Origin of the sequence: Paenibacillus massiliensis 2301065 = DSM 16942 (assembly GCF_000377505.1) — a bacterium.
Classification (GTDB): domain Bacteria; phylum Bacillota; class Bacilli; order Paenibacillales; family Paenibacillaceae; genus Paenibacillus; species Paenibacillus massiliensis.
The window spans coordinates 730,814-750,195 of record NZ_KB898185.1 but is presented as its reverse complement, the minus strand read 5'-3'; the positions used below and the strand labels follow the sequence as shown (position 1 = coordinate 750,195).

At 47.6% G+C, this 19,382-nt stretch carries 21 protein-coding genes; 20 read left to right on the top strand and 1 reads right to left on the bottom strand.

The window, feature by feature from the left end:
- The first annotated feature begins 16 nt into the window (after positions 1 to 16).
- From ftsY to D328_RS0103235, 20 genes are all read left to right on the top strand, one after another.
- A complete protein-coding gene (ftsY, locus tag D328_RS0103330; RefSeq protein WP_018883536.1) occupies positions 17 to 1,024 on the top strand; it encodes a signal recognition particle-docking protein FtsY in 1,008 nt (335 codons plus the stop codon).
- A 386-nt stretch (positions 1,025 to 1,410) separates the two neighbouring features.
- Positions 1,411 to 2,061, top strand: coding sequence for a PAQR family membrane homeostasis protein TrhA (gene trhA / locus D328_RS0103325; RefSeq protein WP_018883535.1), 651 nt, complete (start codon positions 1,411 to 1,413; stop codon positions 2,059 to 2,061).
- A 134-nt stretch (positions 2,062 to 2,195) separates the two neighbouring features.
- Entirely contained in the window at positions 2,196 to 2,564 is a 369-nt protein-coding gene (gene ylxM / locus D328_RS0103320) for a YlxM family DNA-binding protein (protein WP_018883534.1), read from the top strand.
- A 63-nt stretch (positions 2,565 to 2,627) separates the two neighbouring features.
- Positions 2,628 to 4,007: a signal recognition particle protein gene (gene ffh, locus D328_RS0103315; RefSeq protein WP_018883533.1), complete on the top strand. Its 1,380-nt coding sequence runs from the start codon at positions 2,628 to 2,630 to the stop codon at positions 4,005 to 4,007.
- Between the two features lie 95 nt (positions 4,008 to 4,102).
- A complete protein-coding gene (gene rpsP, locus D328_RS0103310) occupies positions 4,103 to 4,375 on the top strand; it encodes a 30S ribosomal protein S16 (RefSeq protein WP_018883532.1) in 273 nt (90 codons plus the stop codon).
- Positions 4,376 to 4,397: 22 nt separating this feature from the next.
- Positions 4,398 to 4,628 (top strand): KH domain-containing protein, encoded by a 231-nt coding sequence (locus tag D328_RS0103305; protein ID WP_018883531.1) that lies wholly within the window; start codon positions 4,398 to 4,400, stop codon positions 4,626 to 4,628.
- Between the two features lie 101 nt (positions 4,629 to 4,729).
- Positions 4,730 to 5,242 carry a ribosome maturation factor RimM gene (gene rimM, locus D328_RS0103300; RefSeq protein ID WP_018883530.1) on the top strand — a complete coding sequence of 171 codons (513 nt, stop codon included), beginning with the start codon at positions 4,730 to 4,732 and terminating at the stop codon, positions 5,240 to 5,242.
- A 1-nt stretch (position 5,243) separates the two neighbouring features.
- Positions 5,244 to 6,017, top strand: coding sequence for a tRNA (guanosine(37)-N1)-methyltransferase TrmD (gene trmD, locus D328_RS0103295; RefSeq protein WP_018883529.1), 774 nt, complete (start codon positions 5,244 to 5,246; stop codon positions 6,015 to 6,017).
- A 281-nt stretch (positions 6,018 to 6,298) separates the two neighbouring features.
- On the top strand, positions 6,299 to 6,760 hold the full coding sequence (locus tag D328_RS0103290; protein ID WP_018883528.1) for an ASCH domain-containing protein: 462 nt from the start codon (positions 6,299 to 6,301) through the stop codon (positions 6,758 to 6,760).
- A 299-nt stretch (positions 6,761 to 7,059) separates the two neighbouring features.
- The gene (gene rplS, locus D328_RS0103285; RefSeq protein WP_018883527.1) at positions 7,060 to 7,401 is read left to right on the top strand and encodes a 50S ribosomal protein L19; all 342 of its coding nucleotides are present in this window, start codon (positions 7,060 to 7,062) and stop codon (positions 7,399 to 7,401) included.
- Between the two features lie 152 nt (positions 7,402 to 7,553).
- On the top strand, positions 7,554 to 8,186 hold the full coding sequence (gene lepB, locus D328_RS0103280) for a signal peptidase I (RefSeq protein ID WP_018883526.1): 633 nt from the start codon (positions 7,554 to 7,556) through the stop codon (positions 8,184 to 8,186).
- 52 nt (positions 8,187 to 8,238) lie between these two features.
- Positions 8,239 to 9,099 (top strand): ribosome biogenesis GTPase YlqF, encoded by an 861-nt coding sequence (ylqF, locus tag D328_RS0103275; protein ID WP_018883525.1) that lies wholly within the window; start codon positions 8,239 to 8,241, stop codon positions 9,097 to 9,099.
- Positions 9,100 to 9,410: 311 nt separating this feature from the next.
- Positions 9,411 to 9,545 carry a hypothetical protein gene (locus D328_RS31725; RefSeq protein WP_018883524.1) on the top strand — a complete coding sequence of 45 codons (135 nt, stop codon included), beginning with the start codon at positions 9,411 to 9,413 and terminating at the stop codon, positions 9,543 to 9,545.
- Positions 9,546 to 9,627: 82 nt separating this feature from the next.
- On the top strand, positions 9,628 to 10,254 hold the full coding sequence (locus D328_RS28280) for a ribonuclease HII (protein WP_018883523.1): 627 nt from the start codon (positions 9,628 to 9,630) through the stop codon (positions 10,252 to 10,254).
- Positions 10,255 to 10,595: 341 nt separating this feature from the next.
- A complete protein-coding gene (locus D328_RS0103260) occupies positions 10,596 to 12,752 on the top strand; it encodes a hypothetical protein (RefSeq protein WP_018883522.1) in 2,157 nt (718 codons plus the stop codon).
- Positions 12,749 to 13,051 carry an EscU/YscU/HrcU family type III secretion system export apparatus switch protein gene (locus D328_RS0103255; RefSeq protein ID WP_018883521.1) on the top strand — a complete coding sequence of 101 codons (303 nt, stop codon included), beginning with the start codon at positions 12,749 to 12,751 and terminating at the stop codon, positions 13,049 to 13,051. Before D328_RS0103260 ends, D328_RS0103255 begins: the two co-directional genes overlap by 4 nt.
- Positions 13,044 to 13,451 carry a YraN family protein gene (locus D328_RS0103250; RefSeq protein WP_018883520.1) on the top strand — a complete coding sequence of 136 codons (408 nt, stop codon included), beginning with the start codon at positions 13,044 to 13,046 and terminating at the stop codon, positions 13,449 to 13,451. Before D328_RS0103255 ends, D328_RS0103250 begins: the two co-directional genes overlap by 8 nt.
- 433 nt (positions 13,452 to 13,884) lie before the next feature.
- A complete protein-coding gene (locus tag D328_RS0103245) occupies positions 13,885 to 14,460 on the top strand; it encodes a nitroreductase family protein (protein ID WP_018883519.1) in 576 nt (191 codons plus the stop codon).
- Positions 14,461 to 14,714: 254 nt separating this feature from the next.
- Positions 14,715 to 16,475 carry a YifB family Mg chelatase-like AAA ATPase gene (locus tag D328_RS0103240; RefSeq protein ID WP_026280987.1) on the top strand — a complete coding sequence of 587 codons (1,761 nt, stop codon included), beginning with the start codon at positions 14,715 to 14,717 and terminating at the stop codon, positions 16,473 to 16,475.
- A 326-nt stretch (positions 16,476 to 16,801) separates the two neighbouring features.
- A complete protein-coding gene (locus D328_RS0103235) occupies positions 16,802 to 17,512 on the top strand; it encodes a GntR family transcriptional regulator (RefSeq protein WP_018883517.1) in 711 nt (236 codons plus the stop codon).
- Between the two features lie 305 nt (positions 17,513 to 17,817).
- Here D328_RS0103235 and bglA read toward each other — a convergent pair whose 3' ends face one another.
- Positions 17,818 to 19,269, bottom strand: a complete 1,452-nt coding sequence (bglA, locus tag D328_RS0103230; protein ID WP_018883516.1) for a 6-phospho-beta-glucosidase BglA — start codon at positions 19,267 to 19,269, stop codon at positions 17,818 to 17,820.
- Positions 19,270 to 19,382: the final 113 nt, after the last annotated feature.

Sequence of the window (19,382 nt, the reverse complement as noted above, 5' to 3'; positions counted from 1 at the left end):
AGCGGAGGGACTAAGCTTGAGTTTTTTTAAGAAGCTGAGAGAGAGCATTGCCAGTAAGACAGAATCGGTTACCAAGCAATTCAAGGATGGTCTGGAGAAAACGCGCAAGGGCCTAGTGGAAGCGGTATCGGATCTGATTATTCGTCGCAGAAAGATCGATGAGGAATTTTACGAGGAGCTTGAAGAGATTCTGATCGGTGCCGATGTAGGTGTGAACACGGTCATGAATCTGATTGAAGAGCTGCGCGATGAGGTGAGAAAGCGTCGAATTGAGGATGCGGCTGAATTGCAGCCTGTGCTCTCTGAGAAGCTGTCTGAGCTGCTGCGCGGAACGGAGAATAATGAGCTCAAGACGAATCCAGATGGCATCACCGTCATTTTGTTCGTAGGGGTTAATGGCGTAGGCAAAACGACTACAATCGGTAAAATGGCTCACCGCTTCAAGCAGGAGGGCAAGAAGGTCATGCTGGCGGCAGGTGATACGTTCCGTGCAGGAGCGATCGAGCAGCTGGAGGTATGGGGCCAACGCGCAGGCGTAGAGGTCATTAAGCAGCATTCAGGCTCAGATCCAGCCGCTGTAATGTTTGATGCCGTACAGGCTGCGAAGCAGCGTCAGGTGGATGTGCTGCTCTGCGATACGGCTGGCAGACTTCAGAACAAGACGAATCTGATGGAGGAGCTGAACAAAATCTTCCGTGTCATTCAACGGGAGATTCCGGATGCGCCGCATGAGGTGCTGCTCGTACTGGATGCAACGACAGGGCAAAATGCGCTGAACCAGGCGAAGCTTTTCGGTGAGAAGAGCGGCGTGACAGGTCTTGTGCTGACCAAGCTGGACGGTACGGCCAAAGGTGGCATCGTCATTGCAATTCGTCAGGAGATGAACCTGCCTGTCAAATTCGTCGGACTAGGCGAGAAGATTGATGATCTGCAGCCATTTGACTCCGATCAGTTCGTACATGCCCTGTTCGCAGGTCTTGTACAGGAGACGACCGAGGAGGCGGCGGATGCCTCGGACTCCTAGTCCTGATAACACTGCCGCCGCGTACAGCGGGAGTATATGCGATTTTTGACCGTGTAATCGATCCATGTGACCACATGCGAGCACATGGAATGCAGGTACTACGTAGTTGCGTAAAAGGATACTGCCTTGTAGCTTAAGGTGAACCATAACACCTATTGGATGTAGATAACGTCAACATACGTTGTACTTGTGTATGCTGTAGTTAGCTGATGTATTGTTATATTGGACCTGTGTGTAGCACAGGTCCTTTTTTGTAAGCTAGGGCAGGATGGGGCCGAGGTGCGCCGTGTGCCCGTAACATAGTATAATGATGGAAGCCACTGTGAAGCACACCTCGAAAATACCCTGGTTAAATACCTGATCGACAAGAATAATGGGAGGTTCGTATGGTTAACACTTACACTTACAACCGACGGGAAGAGCTGGCTAATGCAATTACACACGGGATTGGCGCGGCTCTGAGCGTAGCGGCTCTTGTGCTTCTGATTGTCTTTGCCAGTTCACAAGGTACAGCATGGCATGTCGTGAGCTTCACCATTTATGGTGTAACGATGCTGCTGCTGTATACGAATTCGATGCTTCTCCACAGCTTTAAAGAAGGAAAGGTTAAGGATTTGTTCGAATTTTTCGATCATTCCTGTATCTATCTGTTCATTGCTGGCACCTATACACCTTTTCTGCTTACGGCGCTACGAGGCACACTGGGTTGGACGCTGTTCGGCATTATTTGGGGAATTGCAGTTGCTGGTGTGATATTCAAAGTATTTTTTACGAAGCGCTTTTTGTTCATGTCCACAGCATTCTATATTGCGATGGGCTGGCTCATCGTTATTGCCTGGAATCCGCTGGTGGCCACCATACCGCATGGAGGAATCATGCTACTGGTAGGCGGAGGAATCATGTATACGCTCGGGACGATCTTCTATGTGTGGAAGGCGTTTCCTTATCATCATGCGGTATGGCATTTGTTCGTATTAGGCGGTAGCATTTTGCACTTTTTTGCCGTGCTGCTCTATCTGACACCGCTCAAAATCTAGGCTCACGCTAAGGGAATTCAAGTCATTTCATTGTGACAAGGAGAAATGCTTGACAACGGGATTTCTTTTAGGTATGATAAGGAACGTTGAAAAGAAGTGTAAAGTGTTTTTCCTTGACGATGGGGGTGCCCAAAATGAGTCAGGAGAATCGACTCGAGAAGACAACCAGAATTAACCTGCTGTTTGACTTCTATGAACCTTTGCTGACAGACAAGCAGCAGATGTTCCTCAAATATTATTTTCATGATGATTTCTCCCTGGGAGAGATTGCAGCAGAATTCGAAATCAGCCGTCAGGCTGTATATGAACATATCAAGCGTGCCGAGCAGGTGCTCGACATGTATGAAGAGAAGCTTGGATTGCTAGCCAGACATGAACGGCGATCGGAAGAGCTTGAACGTCTGCAGGGTCATCTGGCGAAGCTCATGTCGCAGACGGATATGCCGCATGAGGCGACATTGCAGCAGATGAATGACATCGTGAGTCGCTTGCAGGAAATGTAACCTGCTTGTTGGGATGAGGCTCACTGGTGAGTAGTCACAACATGGAAGAGGAGGTGTGACTGTATGGCATTTGAAGGATTGTCCACCCGACTTCAGAGTGTATTCAGCAAGCTGCGGGGCAAGGGTAAGGTATCTGAGGATGATGTAGCTCAAGCCATGCGTGAGGTACGACTGGCTCTGCTTGAGGCGGACGTTAACTTCAAGGTAGTGAAGGACTTCATTGCGAAGGTCAAGGAAAAGGCTGTCGGTAAGGAAGTCATGGACAGCTTCACACCTGGTATGGTCATTATCGACATCGTTAACAAGGAACTGACCGAACTGATGGGCGGAAGTCAGGCAAAGCTCGCTAAAGCGAACAAGCCGCCTACAGTGATTATGATGGTAGGTCTGCAGGGTGCCGGTAAGACGACCACCACAGGGAAGTTGGCCAAGCTGCTGCAGAAGCAGAATCATCGCCCCCTGCTGATCGCTGGCGATATTTACCGCCCAGCGGCTATCAAGCAGCTTCAGATCCTTGGAGAGCAGATCAAGGCGCCGGTATTCTCGCTAGGAGACCAGACCAGCCCCGTTGAGATTGCCAGACAAGGTATGCAGCATGCGAAGGAGAACGGGCATGATTATGTCATCGTCGATACCGCAGGCCGTCTGCATATCGATGAGGAACTGATGGAGGAGCTTAAGCAAATCCATAGTGTAGTTCAGCCTGATGAGGTTCTGCTCGTCGTAGACGCCATGACAGGACAGGATGCCGTTAACGTGGCGGAGCATTTCAACACGCAGCTCGAGCTTACTGGAGTAGTCTTGACCAAGCTTGATGGTGACACACGTGGTGGTGCGGCTCTCTCGGTCAAAGCTGTAACAGGCTGTCCGATCAAATTCGCCTCCATGGGTGAGAAGTTGGATGCCTTGGAGCCCTTCCATCCCGAACGGATGGCTTCACGGATTCTCGGCATGGGCGACATGCTCTCTCTCATTGAGAAAGCCCAGTCTAATATAGACGCCGACAAAGCAAAAGAGATGGAGCGCAAAATGCGCAACGCTGAATTCACGTTCGAGGATTTCCTTGAACAGATGGATCAGGTGAAGAAGCTAGGTCCTCTCGACCAGATTCTGGACATGATTCCCGGTATGGGCAACATGAAGCAGATGAAGGACATCAAGGTGGACGACAAACAAATGGGACGCATCGAAGCCATTGTGCACTCTATGACGACTGAAGAGAAGCAGCAGCCTGATCTCATCAATCACAGCCGTCGCAAGCGGATTGCACTGGGAAGCGGAACGTCGCTGGCTGAGGTCAATCGACTCATTAAGCAGTTTGACGAGATGCGCCGAATGATGAAGCAATTCTCAGACATGATGGGACCGAAGGGTCCAAAGAACAAAAAGGCTTTAAAGCAGCTTAAGGGTCTGGGCAAGGGAATGCGTTTCCCGTTCAGATAATGATCAGAGGTTCATGATCGTCGTTTTGGCTTATGCCGAAGTGAGCGTGGAATGATATAGCAAGTCTATTCTATTTCTTGAAGGAGGTGAATTTCATGGCAGTTCGTATTCGTCTGAAACGTATGGGTGCGCATAAAGCGCCTTTCTATCGCGTGGTGGTATCTGATTCTCGTTCCCCTCGTGACGGTCGCTTTATCGAGGAAATCGGTTACTACAACCCGGTTGCACAACCGGCTGTTGTTAACATTGATGAAGAGAAAGCGCTGAAATGGCTGCAAAACGGTGCGCAAGCATCTGATACCGTTCGCAACCTGCTGAGCAAAGCTGGTGTAATGAAAAAACACCATGAGCTTAGACAGCAAAAATAGTTGCTGATTCGGAGGGTCATAAATGGAAGAATTAGTGATAATCATTGCTAAGGCTTTAGTAGATCATCCGGAAGATGTAACCGTGAAGAAGGTTGAGAAGGATCGGCTTGTCGTCTATGAGCTGGCTGTACATCCTGATGATGTCGGCAAGGTTATCGGCAAGCAGGGCCGAATCGCCAAAGCACTTCGTACTGTGGTTACATCAGCAGCAGTTAAGATGGATAAACGGGTTACCGTTGATATCATATCTTAAGATATAGGAAAGGGGGTTAGGATGAATGTCCTAGCCCCCTTTCGTACATGCTGAAGATGTTATGTCCGGTTAATAGAACGTGAAAGAGCAGGAGGGGCAAGATGCAACAGTTATTAAATGTCGGCAAGATCGTAAATACGCACGGCATTCGCGGTGAACTGAAGATATTGTCTTCCACGGATTTCCCCGAGGACCGTTTTGCAAAAGGAAGTGAGCTTCTTATCGTCTCTGAGCAGGGAGCTCCGATTCCTGTGACGGTGGAGACTTCACGTTTCCAAAAGAATATGGTCATTGTGAAATTCAAGGAATATGGAAATATCAATGATGTCGAGAAATATAAAGGCAGCATGCTGAAGATTACAGCGGATCGACAGGGCGAGCTGGGGCAGGATGAGTTCTACTTTCATCAGATTGTAGGCTGTGAGGTATTCACTGAGGAAGGCGAACTCCTCGGTACCATCAAGGAGATTCTAACGCCTGGAGCCAATGATGTATGGGTAGTGAAGCAGAAGAGCGGGAAGGATCTGCTGCTGCCCTATATCCAGGAGGTTGTTCTACAGGTGGATGTGTCTGAGAAGCGTGTAACCGTGCGGCTTATGGAAGGGCTATTGTAAGATGAGAGTGGATGTATTGACCCTTTTTCCGGAAATGTTCGAGGGAGTCTTCGGAACTAGCATTCTCGGCAAGGCAAGAGAGAAGGGAATCGTCTCGCTGGAGGCAGTTAATTTCCGGGCCTACTCAACGAACAAGCATAATACCGTCGATGATACGCCCTATGGCGGTGGTGGAGGGATGGTGCTCAAGCCAGATCCGATATTCGCCGCCGTGGAGGACTTGCTGGCACGCAAGCAGGCGGATGAACAGGAGAATCCGGGTGCTCAGGAAGGAAGACAGCCACGCATCATTCTGATGTGTCCTCAAGGGGATACGTTTACCCAGCAGAAGGCAGAGGAGCTGTCTCGGGAAGAGCATCTGATCTTTGTCTGTGGGCACTATGAAGGCTACGATGAGCGCATTCGGGAGCATCTGGTGACGGACGAGCTGTCTATTGGCGACTATGTGCTCACTGGCGGAGAACTGCCAGCGATGACAGTCATTGATAGTGTAGTGCGACTACTGCCTGGAGTGCTGGGTAACGAGAGCAGTGCGATCACGGATTCTTTCAGCACAGGTCTGCTTGAATATCCACATTATACGCGTCCTCCTGAATTCCGTGGGTGGAAGGTACCCGACATTCTACTCTCTGGTCATCACGCGAATATTGAGCAGTGGCGGAGACAGGAGTCTTTGCGTCGAACGTGGGAGCGTCGGCCTGAGCTGCTAGAGCAGGCAGAGCTGACGGCCAAGGAGCGGGAGTGGCTGCGTAAGCTGGAGCAGGAAAATACCTAGTGCCTTGATCGAATAAATTCAGGTTGAATACCTGGGAAGTATAGCCACTAGCGAAACGTGCGCAAACCCTAGTACAACGAGTGCAAGCCAACTGTCGTATCTGCTTATAACTTCGTTTGAAAGTGTAGTGAGTCTAATAGTGATCAGTAAGGCTCTCCACTTGTAACGGCTTCATACTGCTCATAAGCTGATTATGGTGTTGGGTTCTACTTTGGTAAGCAACGATTAAGCTTTATCCGCAAAATGATCATCAGACTGGTGATTGCAAGATGAGGTATAGAATGAATACGAATACAATTGAATCATATTGGAACAGATATGCCAGCGAACATGGGCTGACTCTCAGTGTCCCACCAGCATGGATGTTCGGAGATGGCTCCAAAGAAATGGGAGATGAGCTGGGAGGCTTGGTCGTTCAAGGCATCAAAACAGGGACATGCGCTGCACATTGTGTCCATGAGCTTGAAGGGGAGCCGGTCCCGCAAGTGAATGATTACGCGATTATATTGGATGGAGACAATGAACCGCTAGCAATCATCCAATATACCAACATAGACTTGGTCAAAATGAAGGATGTCACAGCCGAGTTCGCAAGGTCTGAGGGCGAGGGAGATTTGAGCTATGATTACTGGTACCAAGAGCACGTCAAATTCTTCACGTGGGAATTAGGACTTCATGGCATAACGTTTACCCCGGATTTGTTACTCGTCTGTCAGACATTTCAGGTCGTAGATCATCGCTAGAGCTGACTGTCTTGACGGCTGTTGCAGGCATTTGTAATCGTGCAGGTAGATGTCTATAATTAAATACATGACTTGATGTAGTTCACGCGGGAGTCAGTATAGGCTGGCTTCAAAGGAAAGGATACACCAGCAAAAATCAACAAATTATATAAGTCCCTCTAATTGTTGTTGCAATACGGTGCCCTCCATGATATGATACATCTGTTGTGTGTAATACGGTGGTCCGCTGTGGATGATGAAGGAAACGGATGAGTTTCTGGAAGATGCATGAACACCTGTACGGAAGGAGGGAGTCCTAGATGAATATCGTCCAAGCGATTACTCAAGAACAACTTCGCAAGGATATTCCGAGCTTTCGTCCTGGCGACACTTTGAAAGTGCACGTTAAGGTTATCGAGGGAACTCGTGAGCGTATCCAATTGTTCGAAGGTGTTGTGATCAAGCGCCGTGGTGGTGGAATTAGTGAGACTTTTACAGTTCGTAAAATTTCTTACGGTGTAGGTGTGGAAAGAACTTTCCCGCTTCATTCCCCAAAAATCGATAAAATCGATGTGGCTCGCCGTGGTAAAGTGCGTCGTGCGAAGCTTTATTATCTTCGTGAACTGCGCGGTAAAGCAGCGAGAATTAAAGAAATTCGTTAATATAACGAATAACGTGAGGGGCTTGATTACAAGCTCCTTTCGTTTTTTTCTGGAGAAGTTCGGAGAGGCTGTACTGATTCATCAGGCGGTCTCGTAATCGAATCATGATACATAGAGTACAAGTAATCGACAAGAAGGGAGCAGTCTGAGCTATGGAGCAGCCACACGGGCAGGGTGCTGGCGAGCAGTCGGTACATCAAGGCGGGAATTCAGGCGAGAAGCAGAAGAATGAGATTCTGGAATGGGTTAAGGCCATTGCAATAGCGCTGATTGTTGTCTTTTTGATCCGTTGGTTCTTGTTCAAGCCATTCATTGTGGAAGGTCCATCGATGCAGCCTAATTTTCATACCGGAGAACGGGTTATTGTGAATGAAATTCTGTATAGCATCCGTGAACCCAAGCGTGGAGAGGTCATCGTATTCCATGTGCCTGAAGAGGGACGAGACTTCATTAAGCGCGTTATTGCTGTCGCTGGAGATACGGTCAAAGTAGAAGGGGATAAGGTTACGGTAAACGGAGAGCCTATTCCTGAGACATATATTCACGAGGCTGTTGAGGAAGCTCAAGCAGAGGGACGGGAGTATAATTCCCTGATGGATTTCCCGAATGGAATGGTAACTGACGATAAAGTCCCTGAGGGAACAATATTTGTCATGGGAGACAATCGCTCCAACAGCACAGACAGTCGCCGGATCGGTTACATCAAGCTGGATGAGATTGTAGGGCGAGCTGATGTTATTTTCTGGCCCATCAAAGATATGAAATGGATTAATCATAGTGAATAAGCGGTTGAATGGCTTCATGCCACTTAACGGCTTGTAGAATGAGGTGATGACGGTGACGATTCAATGGTTTCCTGGACATATGACCAAAGCGCGCCGCCAAATACAGGAGAAGCTGAAGCTCATTGATCTGGTTATCGAACTAATTGATGCAAGGCTCCCACTGTCCAGCCGTAATCCGATGATTGACGAGATTTTGCAGGGTAAGCCGCGGATGATTGTCATGAACAAGGCGGATTTGGCGGACCCGGCGGTCTCACAGGAATGGATCGCATATTTTAAAGAGCAGGGCCATGCAGCACTGCAGGTCGATGCGCAGACGGGAACAGGGATTAAGGATATACCTGTACAAGCCAAGCTTTTGCTGAAGGAGAAGATCGACAGACAGCTTGCGAAGGGGATTAATCCACGAGCAATTCGGGCTCTCATTGTAGGAATTCCGAATGTCGGAAAATCTACACTTATTAACCGCATGGCTGGCAGGAATATTGCAGCGACGGGTGATCGCCCTGGCGTAACCAAGGCGCAGCAATGGATCAAAATTGGCGAGATTGAGCTGTTGGATACACCAGGTATCCTGTGGCCCAAGTTCGAGGATCAAAATGTCGGGTATCGTCTGGCTGTAACCGGCGCCATTAAGGAAGAGATTTTGAACGTTGAGGATGTAGCCTTTTTCGGGGTCAAATACCTGGTCCAATATTACTGGGATACGATGGCTGAGCGATACGGGTTAACGGAGAAACCGCAGGATCTTGAGAACCCTAACGAGATTGTAGAGGTTATGGAAGCGGTAGGACGCAAGCGTGGTTGTATCGTTAGTGGTGGACACGTAGACTTGGAGAAGGCTTCGCTGGTAATTCTACGTGATTTGCGTGCAGGCAAGCTGGGACGCTTGACACTGGAGTCACCTTACTAGGTGATGTGAAGATCTAGTGTGCTACTCGCATCATGTTGGTCTAAGCTATAGGCAAGCGAGAGGAAGCACCTTTCGTGTCTCATTCAGAGATGCGGAAGGTTTTTTTGTATATGACCGAGGATGCAGGGGCAGAGCACTTGTAGATACCAGCTAGCCACTGGTAGCCAGCCAGATATTCGCTTAGACAGAAATTGGCGGTAGAAGTTCTCTGTAATGTGGACTCATAAATATGTTAAGATGGGCTGTATCCATATGAATATCCCCATGAAAATAGCTTGGAAAATATAAGCCGCTGCAAGCGGAGAGCTTTGATGATGGCTGTTAAGCTTGCTGTTCTATTGCACGAGGATGATGAGCAGATGAACAGCAAGCATGGGGCGGACCCATCGTATTTCAAGGGCTTCCCGTTGTCCAATAACGACTGTGCTCTCCTGATCGTTACATAATCAGTTCGGTCAGGAACTAGTATGGTAGGGCCATGGCTATTATGAAGTCGAAAGTCGAAATATATGTAAAGCGGGTGCTGTAATGAGTGAAATGCTGCGTTATGAACGTGAATGCTGGAAGGAAGGCTACCAATTCATAGCCGGAATTGATGAGGTAGGCCGTGGCTGCTTGTTCGGCGATGTAGTAGCTGCCGCCGTTATTTTACCTCCTGAGCTGGAGCTGGAGGGTGTAACGGATTCCAAAAAGCTGAGCGACAAGAAGCGGGACATGTACTATGAGCAGATTATGGACAAGGCATTAGCGGTCGGGATCGGCTTCGTGAGTGCCCAGGTGATTGACGAGATCAATATCAAGCAAGCGGCTCGTCTGGCCATGAAGCAGGCGGTGGAAGGCTTGCAGCTAGCTCCCGATTATCTGCTGGTCGATGCGGAGAAGGTAGCGATTGATATCCCGCAATTATCCATTATTAAAGGGGATGCAAACAGTCAATCCATAGCTGCTGCATCCATTATCGCAAAGGTCACTCGTGACCGCCTCTGCCAGACGGAATGGGAGGCCAAGTATCCAGAATACGGTATTGCCATACATAAGGGTTATGCAACCAAATTGCATAGAGAGCAGATTGTGGCCCTGGGGCCAACGCCGATGCATCGAAGAAGCTTCCTTGGCAGTCTGCTGACCGAGCAGCCTACACTGTTTGATTTGTAATTTGATCTGATAGTGAACCTTAATATGTTACTTAATGTACGTCATCATAATGGTACTTAATTTACGTCATCACGTATGTAGGGAAGAACATCTTGTCTGCTACCTATATCCAGCTGTAAGCGATGGCTGTCTGTATTCAGAAGTGGCGCGTTCTGGTAAGCGGACTCATAACTTATCTTGAAATGACCGATATATACAAGAAAAGAAACGAATGAACAGAGATACAAGAAGACAACATGAGGACAGGCCCACCGTGTGGTAGCAATTTGTACAACGTGCTCTAGCACATGTTGCAGTATGCATATAGATGATATTAATGCTGATATGTAAGGAGGTTGGCCATGAACATCGGATCGGTTATCCGCGGGTTGATGGGAGATGCCAAAGCCGGAGACAGTAAAAAGCTGGAGCTGCAGACGGGGCAGGTCGTGCGGGGCACGGTCATGCAGGTATCCGATGACGGCAACGAAGCGGTTATTCAAATCCAAGGTGCACAGGTACGGGCCAAGCTGGAGACACCGCTACAGGCAGGTCAGACGACCTTGCTACAGGTGCAGCCTCCCGGCGAGAACGGGATGGCGGTGCTCAAGCCTTTGTCCCAATCCCCGTATCTACCATTGCCGTCGGTGTCGCTGTCAGAGGTGCTGAAATCGGTTGGCTTACCAGACACTGCGGACAATCGTGAGCTTATTCAATTGATGCAGCGTAACGGCATTCCTCTGACGCAGGATAACGCCAAGAGCTTGCGTGAGGTTGCCAATCAGTTACTTCCAGGCGGAGCCAAGTTGGATACGCTTGTCCAGTCGGCGGCGGTAGCTCTTCAGCGCGGACTTCCCATGACTCCACAAAGCATTGCCGGTCTTCAGCAGGCGATCTTCGGACCTTCACTTGATCAACTGCTGACTTCTCTGGAGAAGCTGGTGGATCAGGCATTGCGGCAGGGAAGCAACAACACCAGTACGGCAAATGGATCACCAACATCAGGTGGAGCAGGTAATGCTGCGACTGGTGGAGGGAGCTTACCGCAGGGAATGGGCGGACAACAAGCAGGAGTAGCTGGAGGAAGCTCAGGCATTACGGGCAATCCGAGCAATCCGAGCAGTACCGCTGCGACTACGACCAATACAGGTACGTCTGCAAGTGCAGGTGCGACTACTGGTAATGTTTCCCCTCAAGGAACAGGTGCAACAGCTGGGGCCCCTGCTCCCACTGGTATGGGAGCAGGGAATACAGGTCAAGGACAGCCGCTAGCTTCTTCAGGAGCTCCTACAACCGTTCAGGCTGGAACACAGCAGGTAAATGGTGGTACAGCAGGGGCAGCAGGGAATGCAACCGGCGGAGCAAGCCCGGCAGTTAATGGGTCACAGTCAGGAGCAACGGGCACGACTGTAACGACAGCTGGTGGAGCTACTGGTCTGACTGGAGCTACGGGCAATACGGCAGCAGGGGCCCCAATGACAGGCGTTATTGCTGCTAACGCATCTGGTGCAGCAGCTCAGAGCCAGCAGGCTGATGGCGATAGTGCATCGAATCAAGGGCTGGCTGCAGCGGGACGCGCAGAGGCCAGCGTTGGCAACGGGACGGCTGCGGCTACAGGAACGCCGCAGTCCGGTGCGCAGCTTCAGCAGCTCCGTACGGTGCTGCAGGAGCTGCGCGGACTGGTGCCTACTCCATTGGCACCAGCACAAGCATCCGCGCCGGAGCATAGCCAAGGCGCGGCAAACGGGCGGGCTGGCGAAGCGCCCCAGCCCGGAGAAGTCTCCGCTAGGCCTACCGCGGAGACCGCAGTGCAGCCGCCTCCCACCCGCGAAGCGGAGCCGTGGGTAGGGCGGCTGCTGAAGCTGCTCGGTGCAGAGCACGAGCAGCAGGTGCTTCGCCCCGCGAATGGAAGCGGGGCGGGAAGAGAGCTGCCTGGCTTGGCACAGGCAGCGAATGGGCAGCAGGCGGATGCTGCTGCCACAGTCAAGGGAATGCTGCTGCAGCTGATGAGCAGCAGCGACGATGTGCCGCCTGCGCTGCGGGAGGCGGCACAGCAGGTGGTCCAGCACCTTACAGGTCAACAGCTACTGCTGAATACGGATCGCACAGCTCCATTTGCACAGGTGCATCTGTTCATACCTTTCATAGGCCCAGATGGACAGGAGACGGCCTCGGTACAGATTCAGTCTCGGCGTGGCAAGAAAGGCGAGCTGGACCCGGCGAATTGCCGCCTATGGTTCGATCTGGACATGCATGCTCTTGGACCGACGCTACTGGATGTGCAGGTAGTGGATCGTATCGTTAGTGTCAAAGTGCACAATGATAGCGAATGGGCCGGGGCATTGCTGGAGAGCGGTAGAGATAGCGTCACGGAAGGGCTGGCAGGCATCGGCTATCAGCTGTTGTCCTTACGAACAGAGCCGATGCCAGTACGAGCTGAGCAGGAATTGGATGCACCTGTGCGGGTGGCGGAGGAATATGCTCCGCAGACGTACAAAGGGGTGGATGTGAAAATATGAGTGATTCGTCAGAGCAAACATCCCTGGCAAGGAAAAAAGCTGTCGCTCTCAAATATGCACCAGGGGAGAATGATGCTCCTGTCGTCGTGGCTAAAGGAAGCGGTCGTCTAGCAGAGACGATTCTGGAGAAGGCTCGAGAGAACGGTGTTCCTGTGCAGGAGGACCCCGCCCTAGTAGAAGTGCTATCGAAGCTGGATCTAGATGAGCAGATTCCTACAGAGCTGTATCATCTTGTAGCAGAGGTACTAACTTATATTTACCGGATGGATAAGCAGGCCGGAGACAGATCCTATGAATAGCTTTGAGTGGGATGGACAGGGGATTTCTGCTCCCAGAGCTAGAGCCACAAGACGTGACAAAGGAAGTTTGGGTGAGTTGACGGCGGTCGATTTTTTACAGGAACAGGGTTATGTCTTGCGTGATCGCAACTGGCGCTGTAGAAGGGGTGAGATCGACATCATCGCAGAGGATGAAGGCTTACTTGTATTTGTAGAGGTGCGTAGTCGCTCAGGTACAGCTTACGGTACTGCTACTGAGTCTGTAAATGTACGCAAACAGGCACAAGTTCGCAATGTAGCCACAATCTACATGCACATGAAGGGAGTTCAGGATTGGCCTGTACGGTTTGATGTCATTGCTGTACAGTTATTGCCAGACGGTAAAGCCCAGGTGACCGAACATATACATGCAGCGTTCTAACAATATAAGTGATTGCAGTCCATAGACATTGGGTTCTGTACTCATGAATTTTATCAATTATTATGAGCCTTGAAGCACACAGGCTGTCTGTCCTTAGTTACATCAGGATGGTCAGTCTTTTTTTATTCCCCTGTCTTGAAACCGACTAGTTACCGTATCAAATAAAGCTTGTTTGACAAGAGGAATGGGAGAAGCTATAGTTTAATTATTGAGAAGTGTTCTCATTTGAATCTAATTTCAAATTTAAATTCAAGTTTATAAGCGAATAGTTGATCATGTCAGATAATAATGACAGGATATTCTGTCTGAATAGTCTGTATTCTGGAATACGATAGCCTGTCAAGCAGGATTGGGAGCTACATAACTCGATATTCTTTAGGCAGCTGCTATGTGTAGCCAAATCGTATGAATAGATACTTGAGGAGGAAGTCATATGAGCACAAATTCAGAATCAAATACAGAAGTGAAATTCTCGGAGCAGGTGCTGGATGTCATTCGTGACCGGAGAACAGTTAAAAGGTTCAAACCAGATCCAATTCCGACGGAGACCATTACAGAGCTGCTGGATGTCGCTGTATGGGCGCCGAATCATAAGCTTCGTGAGCCATGGCGGTTCTTGCTCTTTACGGGAGATGGCCGTCAGCGCTTGGTCGATGCAATCTCTGCAGAGATTGGCGAGGAGAATAATCGCTTTGCAGAGGGGATATTGCATAATCCATTCCAGCTTGTAGTCGTGATGAAGGAAGATCCGCGGCAGCTGGTGTGGGATGAGGACTATGCGGCTGTAAGTGCGCTTGTTCAGAATTTTATGCTTGCAGGCTGGAGCAAGGGAATCGGAACCTTCTGGGTAACGAAGCCGTTTCTGTATGGTCCTAAATTCCGTGAGCAATTGGATATTTTGCCTGGTGAAAAAGTAGTGGCAATGATCTACGGTGGATATCCTGATGTGATTCCGAAAGCACAGCCACGTACGGCTGCAGTAGAGAAGCTTACTCTATTCGATCGGTAGATTCTTAATTTAACTATTTAGGCTATGGGCTCAGACTCATAAGCTTTGTACGAATTAGGCAGCACAAGCGTAGTCAAAGCCCTTTATTCGCCATCCAGCGAGTATATCTTCAATTTATACATTATGTTCGGCACATCATTTTTCAACTTTATAGGTATAGTTCGTGAAGCTAGTGAAATAGTGGAAGCACCCTTTTCATGTATAAGCAGGCGTTAAAGCCATGCTCAAATATAGATGAATGGGGTGTTTTTGTGATGTATGGAAAATTGGACAGCGCTTGTCTGTATGGTATTGATGGTGTACTCATTGAGGTTGAGACTGATCTGGCCAATGGTCTGCCACAGACAGCTATCATTGGTCTTCCGGATTCGGCCATCCGGGAAGCTGTAGAACGTGTACGAGCAGCCATCAAAAATTGTGGGTTCACCTATCCTGCTCAGCGGGTGACGATTAATTTGGCCCCGGCAGATTTGCGAAAGGAAGGAACCGCCTTCGATCTGGCTATTGCTATTGGTCTATTGGCTACTAGTGGACAGGTCGTACTGCCTATGCAGGAGCGGACACTGTTCATTGGTGAGCTGGCTTTGGATGGGAGTATACGTCCTGTCAACGGGGTACTCTCCATGGTGGATGCAGCGAAAAGAGAGGGATGTAGCAGCGTACTCCTGCCGAAGGAGAACTGGGAGGAAGCCTGCCTCATTAGCGGTATCGACGTATATCCTTTGAATCATTTACGCGATCTAATCCATGTAGCGAATGGTCAGGATGAGGGCGGTTATTCATATGAAGCAGGACATACCGTGAGTAGTGCAGATCACAATAAGGAGGCCGTTGACGGGGAGACTGTTGCCGAAGAAGCTGACAAGGCTACTCACCAAGTGATTGACAGTGAAAGTGTGATAGCGGGGCTTCGCGGGTTAAAGGGAGCCAAGGCGCCTATACAAATTTCGACGTATGCGCCGTTACAATCACTTTCCTGCCCTACAGGACGAGGACAATCAGAGTCTGGGCATCCATTGAAAGCGACAACTACCAATGTTGTCGAGGATTATGAAGATGTGCTTGGTCAACAGCAGGCTAAGCGAGCGCTAGTGATTGCTGCGGCGGGCATGCATAATCTGCTGTTCATTGGCCCGCCAGGAACCGGCAAAACCATGCTGGTCAAGCGTCTGCCCACCATCATGCCAGCTTTAACAGAATCAGAGGCTTTGGAGGTCACGAAGATTTTAAGTGCGGCCGGCAAATTGAAGGAAGCACCTACGGGGCTTATACGTCAGCGTCCTTTCCGTTCCCCGCATCATACGATTTCTTCAGCTGGTCTGATCGGAGGAGGTAGCATTCCTCGTCCCGGTGAGGTGAGCCTTGCACACAGGGGCGTATTATTCCTGGACGAGCTGCCTGAATTCAACCGTCAGGTGCTAGAGGTGCTCCGGCAGCCGCTGGAAGATCGCCATGTGACAATTAGCCGCTCTCGAGCTGTATTCACCTTTCCCGCTCAATTTATGCTGGTCGCTTCGATGAATCCCTGTCAATGTGGCCGACTGTTAAGCGGCGAAGCTCATGGTGAGGTCTGCAGCTGTAGCCCAGCAAGAATCTCACAATATCGCTCACGCATCTCGGGACCTCTTCTGGACCGGATTGATGTGCAAGTAGAGGTGCCGCGTCCGAAGGAGTGGCGCAAGGAAACGCAGAATCTCTCGTCCAATGATATGCGACAGCAGGTCTTGCAAGCTCAGGCCTTACAGGCTCAAAGATATGCCAATCTGCCAATTGCCTGGAATAGTGAGCTATCTGGAAGGCTGCTACGCAAGTATACGGAGCTGAACCGCGAGGCAGAGCAATTGCTGGAACACACGGTGGAAGCAATTGGACTGAGCATGCGTTCCTATGATCGTATCTTGAAGATGTCACGGACAATAGCGGACTTGGCTGGAGAAGAGCATATTGAAGTAGGTCATGTAGCGGAGGCGATTCAGTACAGGAATCTGGATGTGAAGCAGGTGTATACGAGTTGATAGGAATTATTAATTGGTTTTTGATGTGGGATGGGGCATTTGCATACTTTCATGTCATAAGAAGTTAAGGACAACTTGAAGGTGTTCTGTATCGGCGATAAAAGTAAGCTATAACGTGGCAACAAAGAAGAAAGCTTGAAATAATCTCTCAACTTTTCTGTCATTGGATCCGTCCTTAATGATACTTGCACTTACAACACAATTATAACGGTACAATTTATAAAAACCAAACAAAAATTTAAAGCATGTACAATCTAGTTGAGTATACTTTTAAAAAGTTTATGGTATAATTCTGGTATTGATAAAAAAAATAAAGAGGAATGAACATGTTAAAGTATCAACACATCGCAAATGAACTGGAAAAATATATTGAAGAGCATTCACTCCAACAGAGAGAGAAACTGCCATCTTTAGAAACATTGATGACTCAATTTGAAGTGAGTAAGAGTACAATTACCAAATCTTTAGATCTCTTGGAGAAAAAAGGGATTGTGTATCAAGTCAGAGGTAGTGGAATTTTTGTTAGAAGGCATAAGAGAAAAGGATATATTAGTTTTCTATCTAATCAGGGGTATAAAAAAAGTCTTAATGATTTTCAAATCACGTCAGAAGTGATTGAATTAGACGTACGTAAACCATCAAAAGAAGCGGCTCTTAATTTAAATATGGAACCAGGTGACGATGTCTATTATTTTAAGAGGCTTCGTTATATTAACGGGCAGACGTTATGCTTAGAGGAATCGTATTACAATAAATCGATCATTACTTATTTGAACAACGAAATTATTTCTGAATCAGTATTTAATTATATTACAGAAGGATTAGGATTAAATATCGGTTTTGCAGATACATTTTTTCACGTCAATAAGTTGACTGATGAAGAAGCAAAGTATTTAAGGTTAAAAAAGGGAGATCCTAAACTATACGTTGAATCTGTGTTTCACTTAACCAATGGGCAACCATTCGACTTTTCCAAGTTAACATATAACTATGAACAATCGCAATTCTTCGTACAAACGAACAATCATTTTTTGTGAAGATACAAGCTCTTGGTTTCTTTTCAACTAAATCGAGCAAGATTTGGCAGTGAGCACGTTATTTTGAAGGAGCCTTCATTATTGTTATGTTGTTCGTGGTAACTCCTGATAGAAATGGAAGTGGAGCTGCCATACGAGCCAACTCATTCTGCGAATGAATTTGGAACAAGATATTCCAGAAAACACTGTTCTAATCATAAGCGCGGCTGTAAACTGGAAGCCTACAAAATAACCCGAATAAGGCACTTATTAATAAGCGTCCATTATTCGGGTTATTGTTCATTCCTAAGTTAACAAGGTATCCTTTATAATTCTTCCCCATTCGTTTCAATAACTTGTTTGTACCAGTTGAACGAATCCTTCTTATAACGCTTCATTGATCCGTTTCCTTCATTATCACGATCCACATAAATCATGCCATAACGTTTTTTCATTTCCCCTGTTCCGAATGACACAATATCGATGATCCCCCATGGCGTATAGCCAATTAAATCAACACCATCATAAGTGACTGCTTTTTCTAATGCTTCGATATGTGATTTTAAATATTGGATTCTTTCTGGATCATGGATGGAGCCATCCGCTTCAAAAGTATCCACAGCACCAAATCCATTTTCTACAATAAATAATGGAACTTGATAGCGATCATAAAAACGGTTTAATGTATATCGAAGTCCAGTTGGATCAATAGTCCAATCCCAATCAGTAACCTTGACGTACGGATTCTCTACACTATTAGGTAATCCACCATTCAATCCGCCACTTACAACATCTCCAGTGTTATCATTTACAACATCGCTTTTAACAGTTGTAGACATATAGTAACTAAAGCCTAAATAATCAACCGTACCATTTCTTAAGATTTCGTCATCGCCGTCTTCGAACTTGATATTATATCCTTCTCTTTCAAATTCTTTTAAAGCGTAGCTTGGGTAGTAACCACGAATTTGTACATCAGGGAAGAAGTAGCGTTGTCTCATTTCTTCTTCAGCTAACATCACATCTTCTGGATTGCATGAATAAGGATAAATTGGTGTATGAGATACCATTGCCCCGATTTGAAACTCTGGATTAATTTCTTTTCCCTTTGTTACTGTTAATGCACTTGCAAGCAGTTCATGGTGTGCGGTTTGGTACATTACTTCTTTCACGTTTTCGCCTTCTTTTACGATAACACCTGAATTTGTCCATAAGAACAGGGGATTATTCACATCCATTTGGTTATTGATTTCGTTAAATGTCATCCAGTATTTTACTTTATCTTTATAGCGATTAAAGCAAACCTCCGCGAATTGTACGAAAAAGTCTACTGCTTTTCTATTTCTGAATCCACCATATTCTCTTGCCAAATGCAACGGTAATTCAAAGTGAGAAAGTGTAATAACAGGCTCAATTCCATACTTTAGTAATTCATCAAATACATCATCATAGAATTGTAATCCTTCTTCGTTCGGTTCAGCTTCATCGCCTTTTGGGAAAATTCTGCTCCAGCCGATCGATGTTCGTAAGCATTTTAACCCCATTTCAGCAAACAAGGCGATATCTTCCTTATATTTATGATAGAAATCAATTGCTTCATGGTTCGGATAAAACTTATCAGCTTCAACTGTTTCTGTAATTTCTCGTGGTATGTTATATGCACCTGCTGTCATTACATCTACAACACTTGGCCCTTTACCGCCTTGATTCCAGCCACCTTCAAATTGATGTGCAGCTAAAGCGCCGCCCCATAAAAAGTCTTTTGGTAATTGTCCCATGTTATTTCCTCCTTTTTATTGTAACAGCATATTCAAATTATAATTATACCGGTACAATTTATCAATGACTAAATAAAATAAATATATGTTTATAATAAAATTAGGACGTTTAT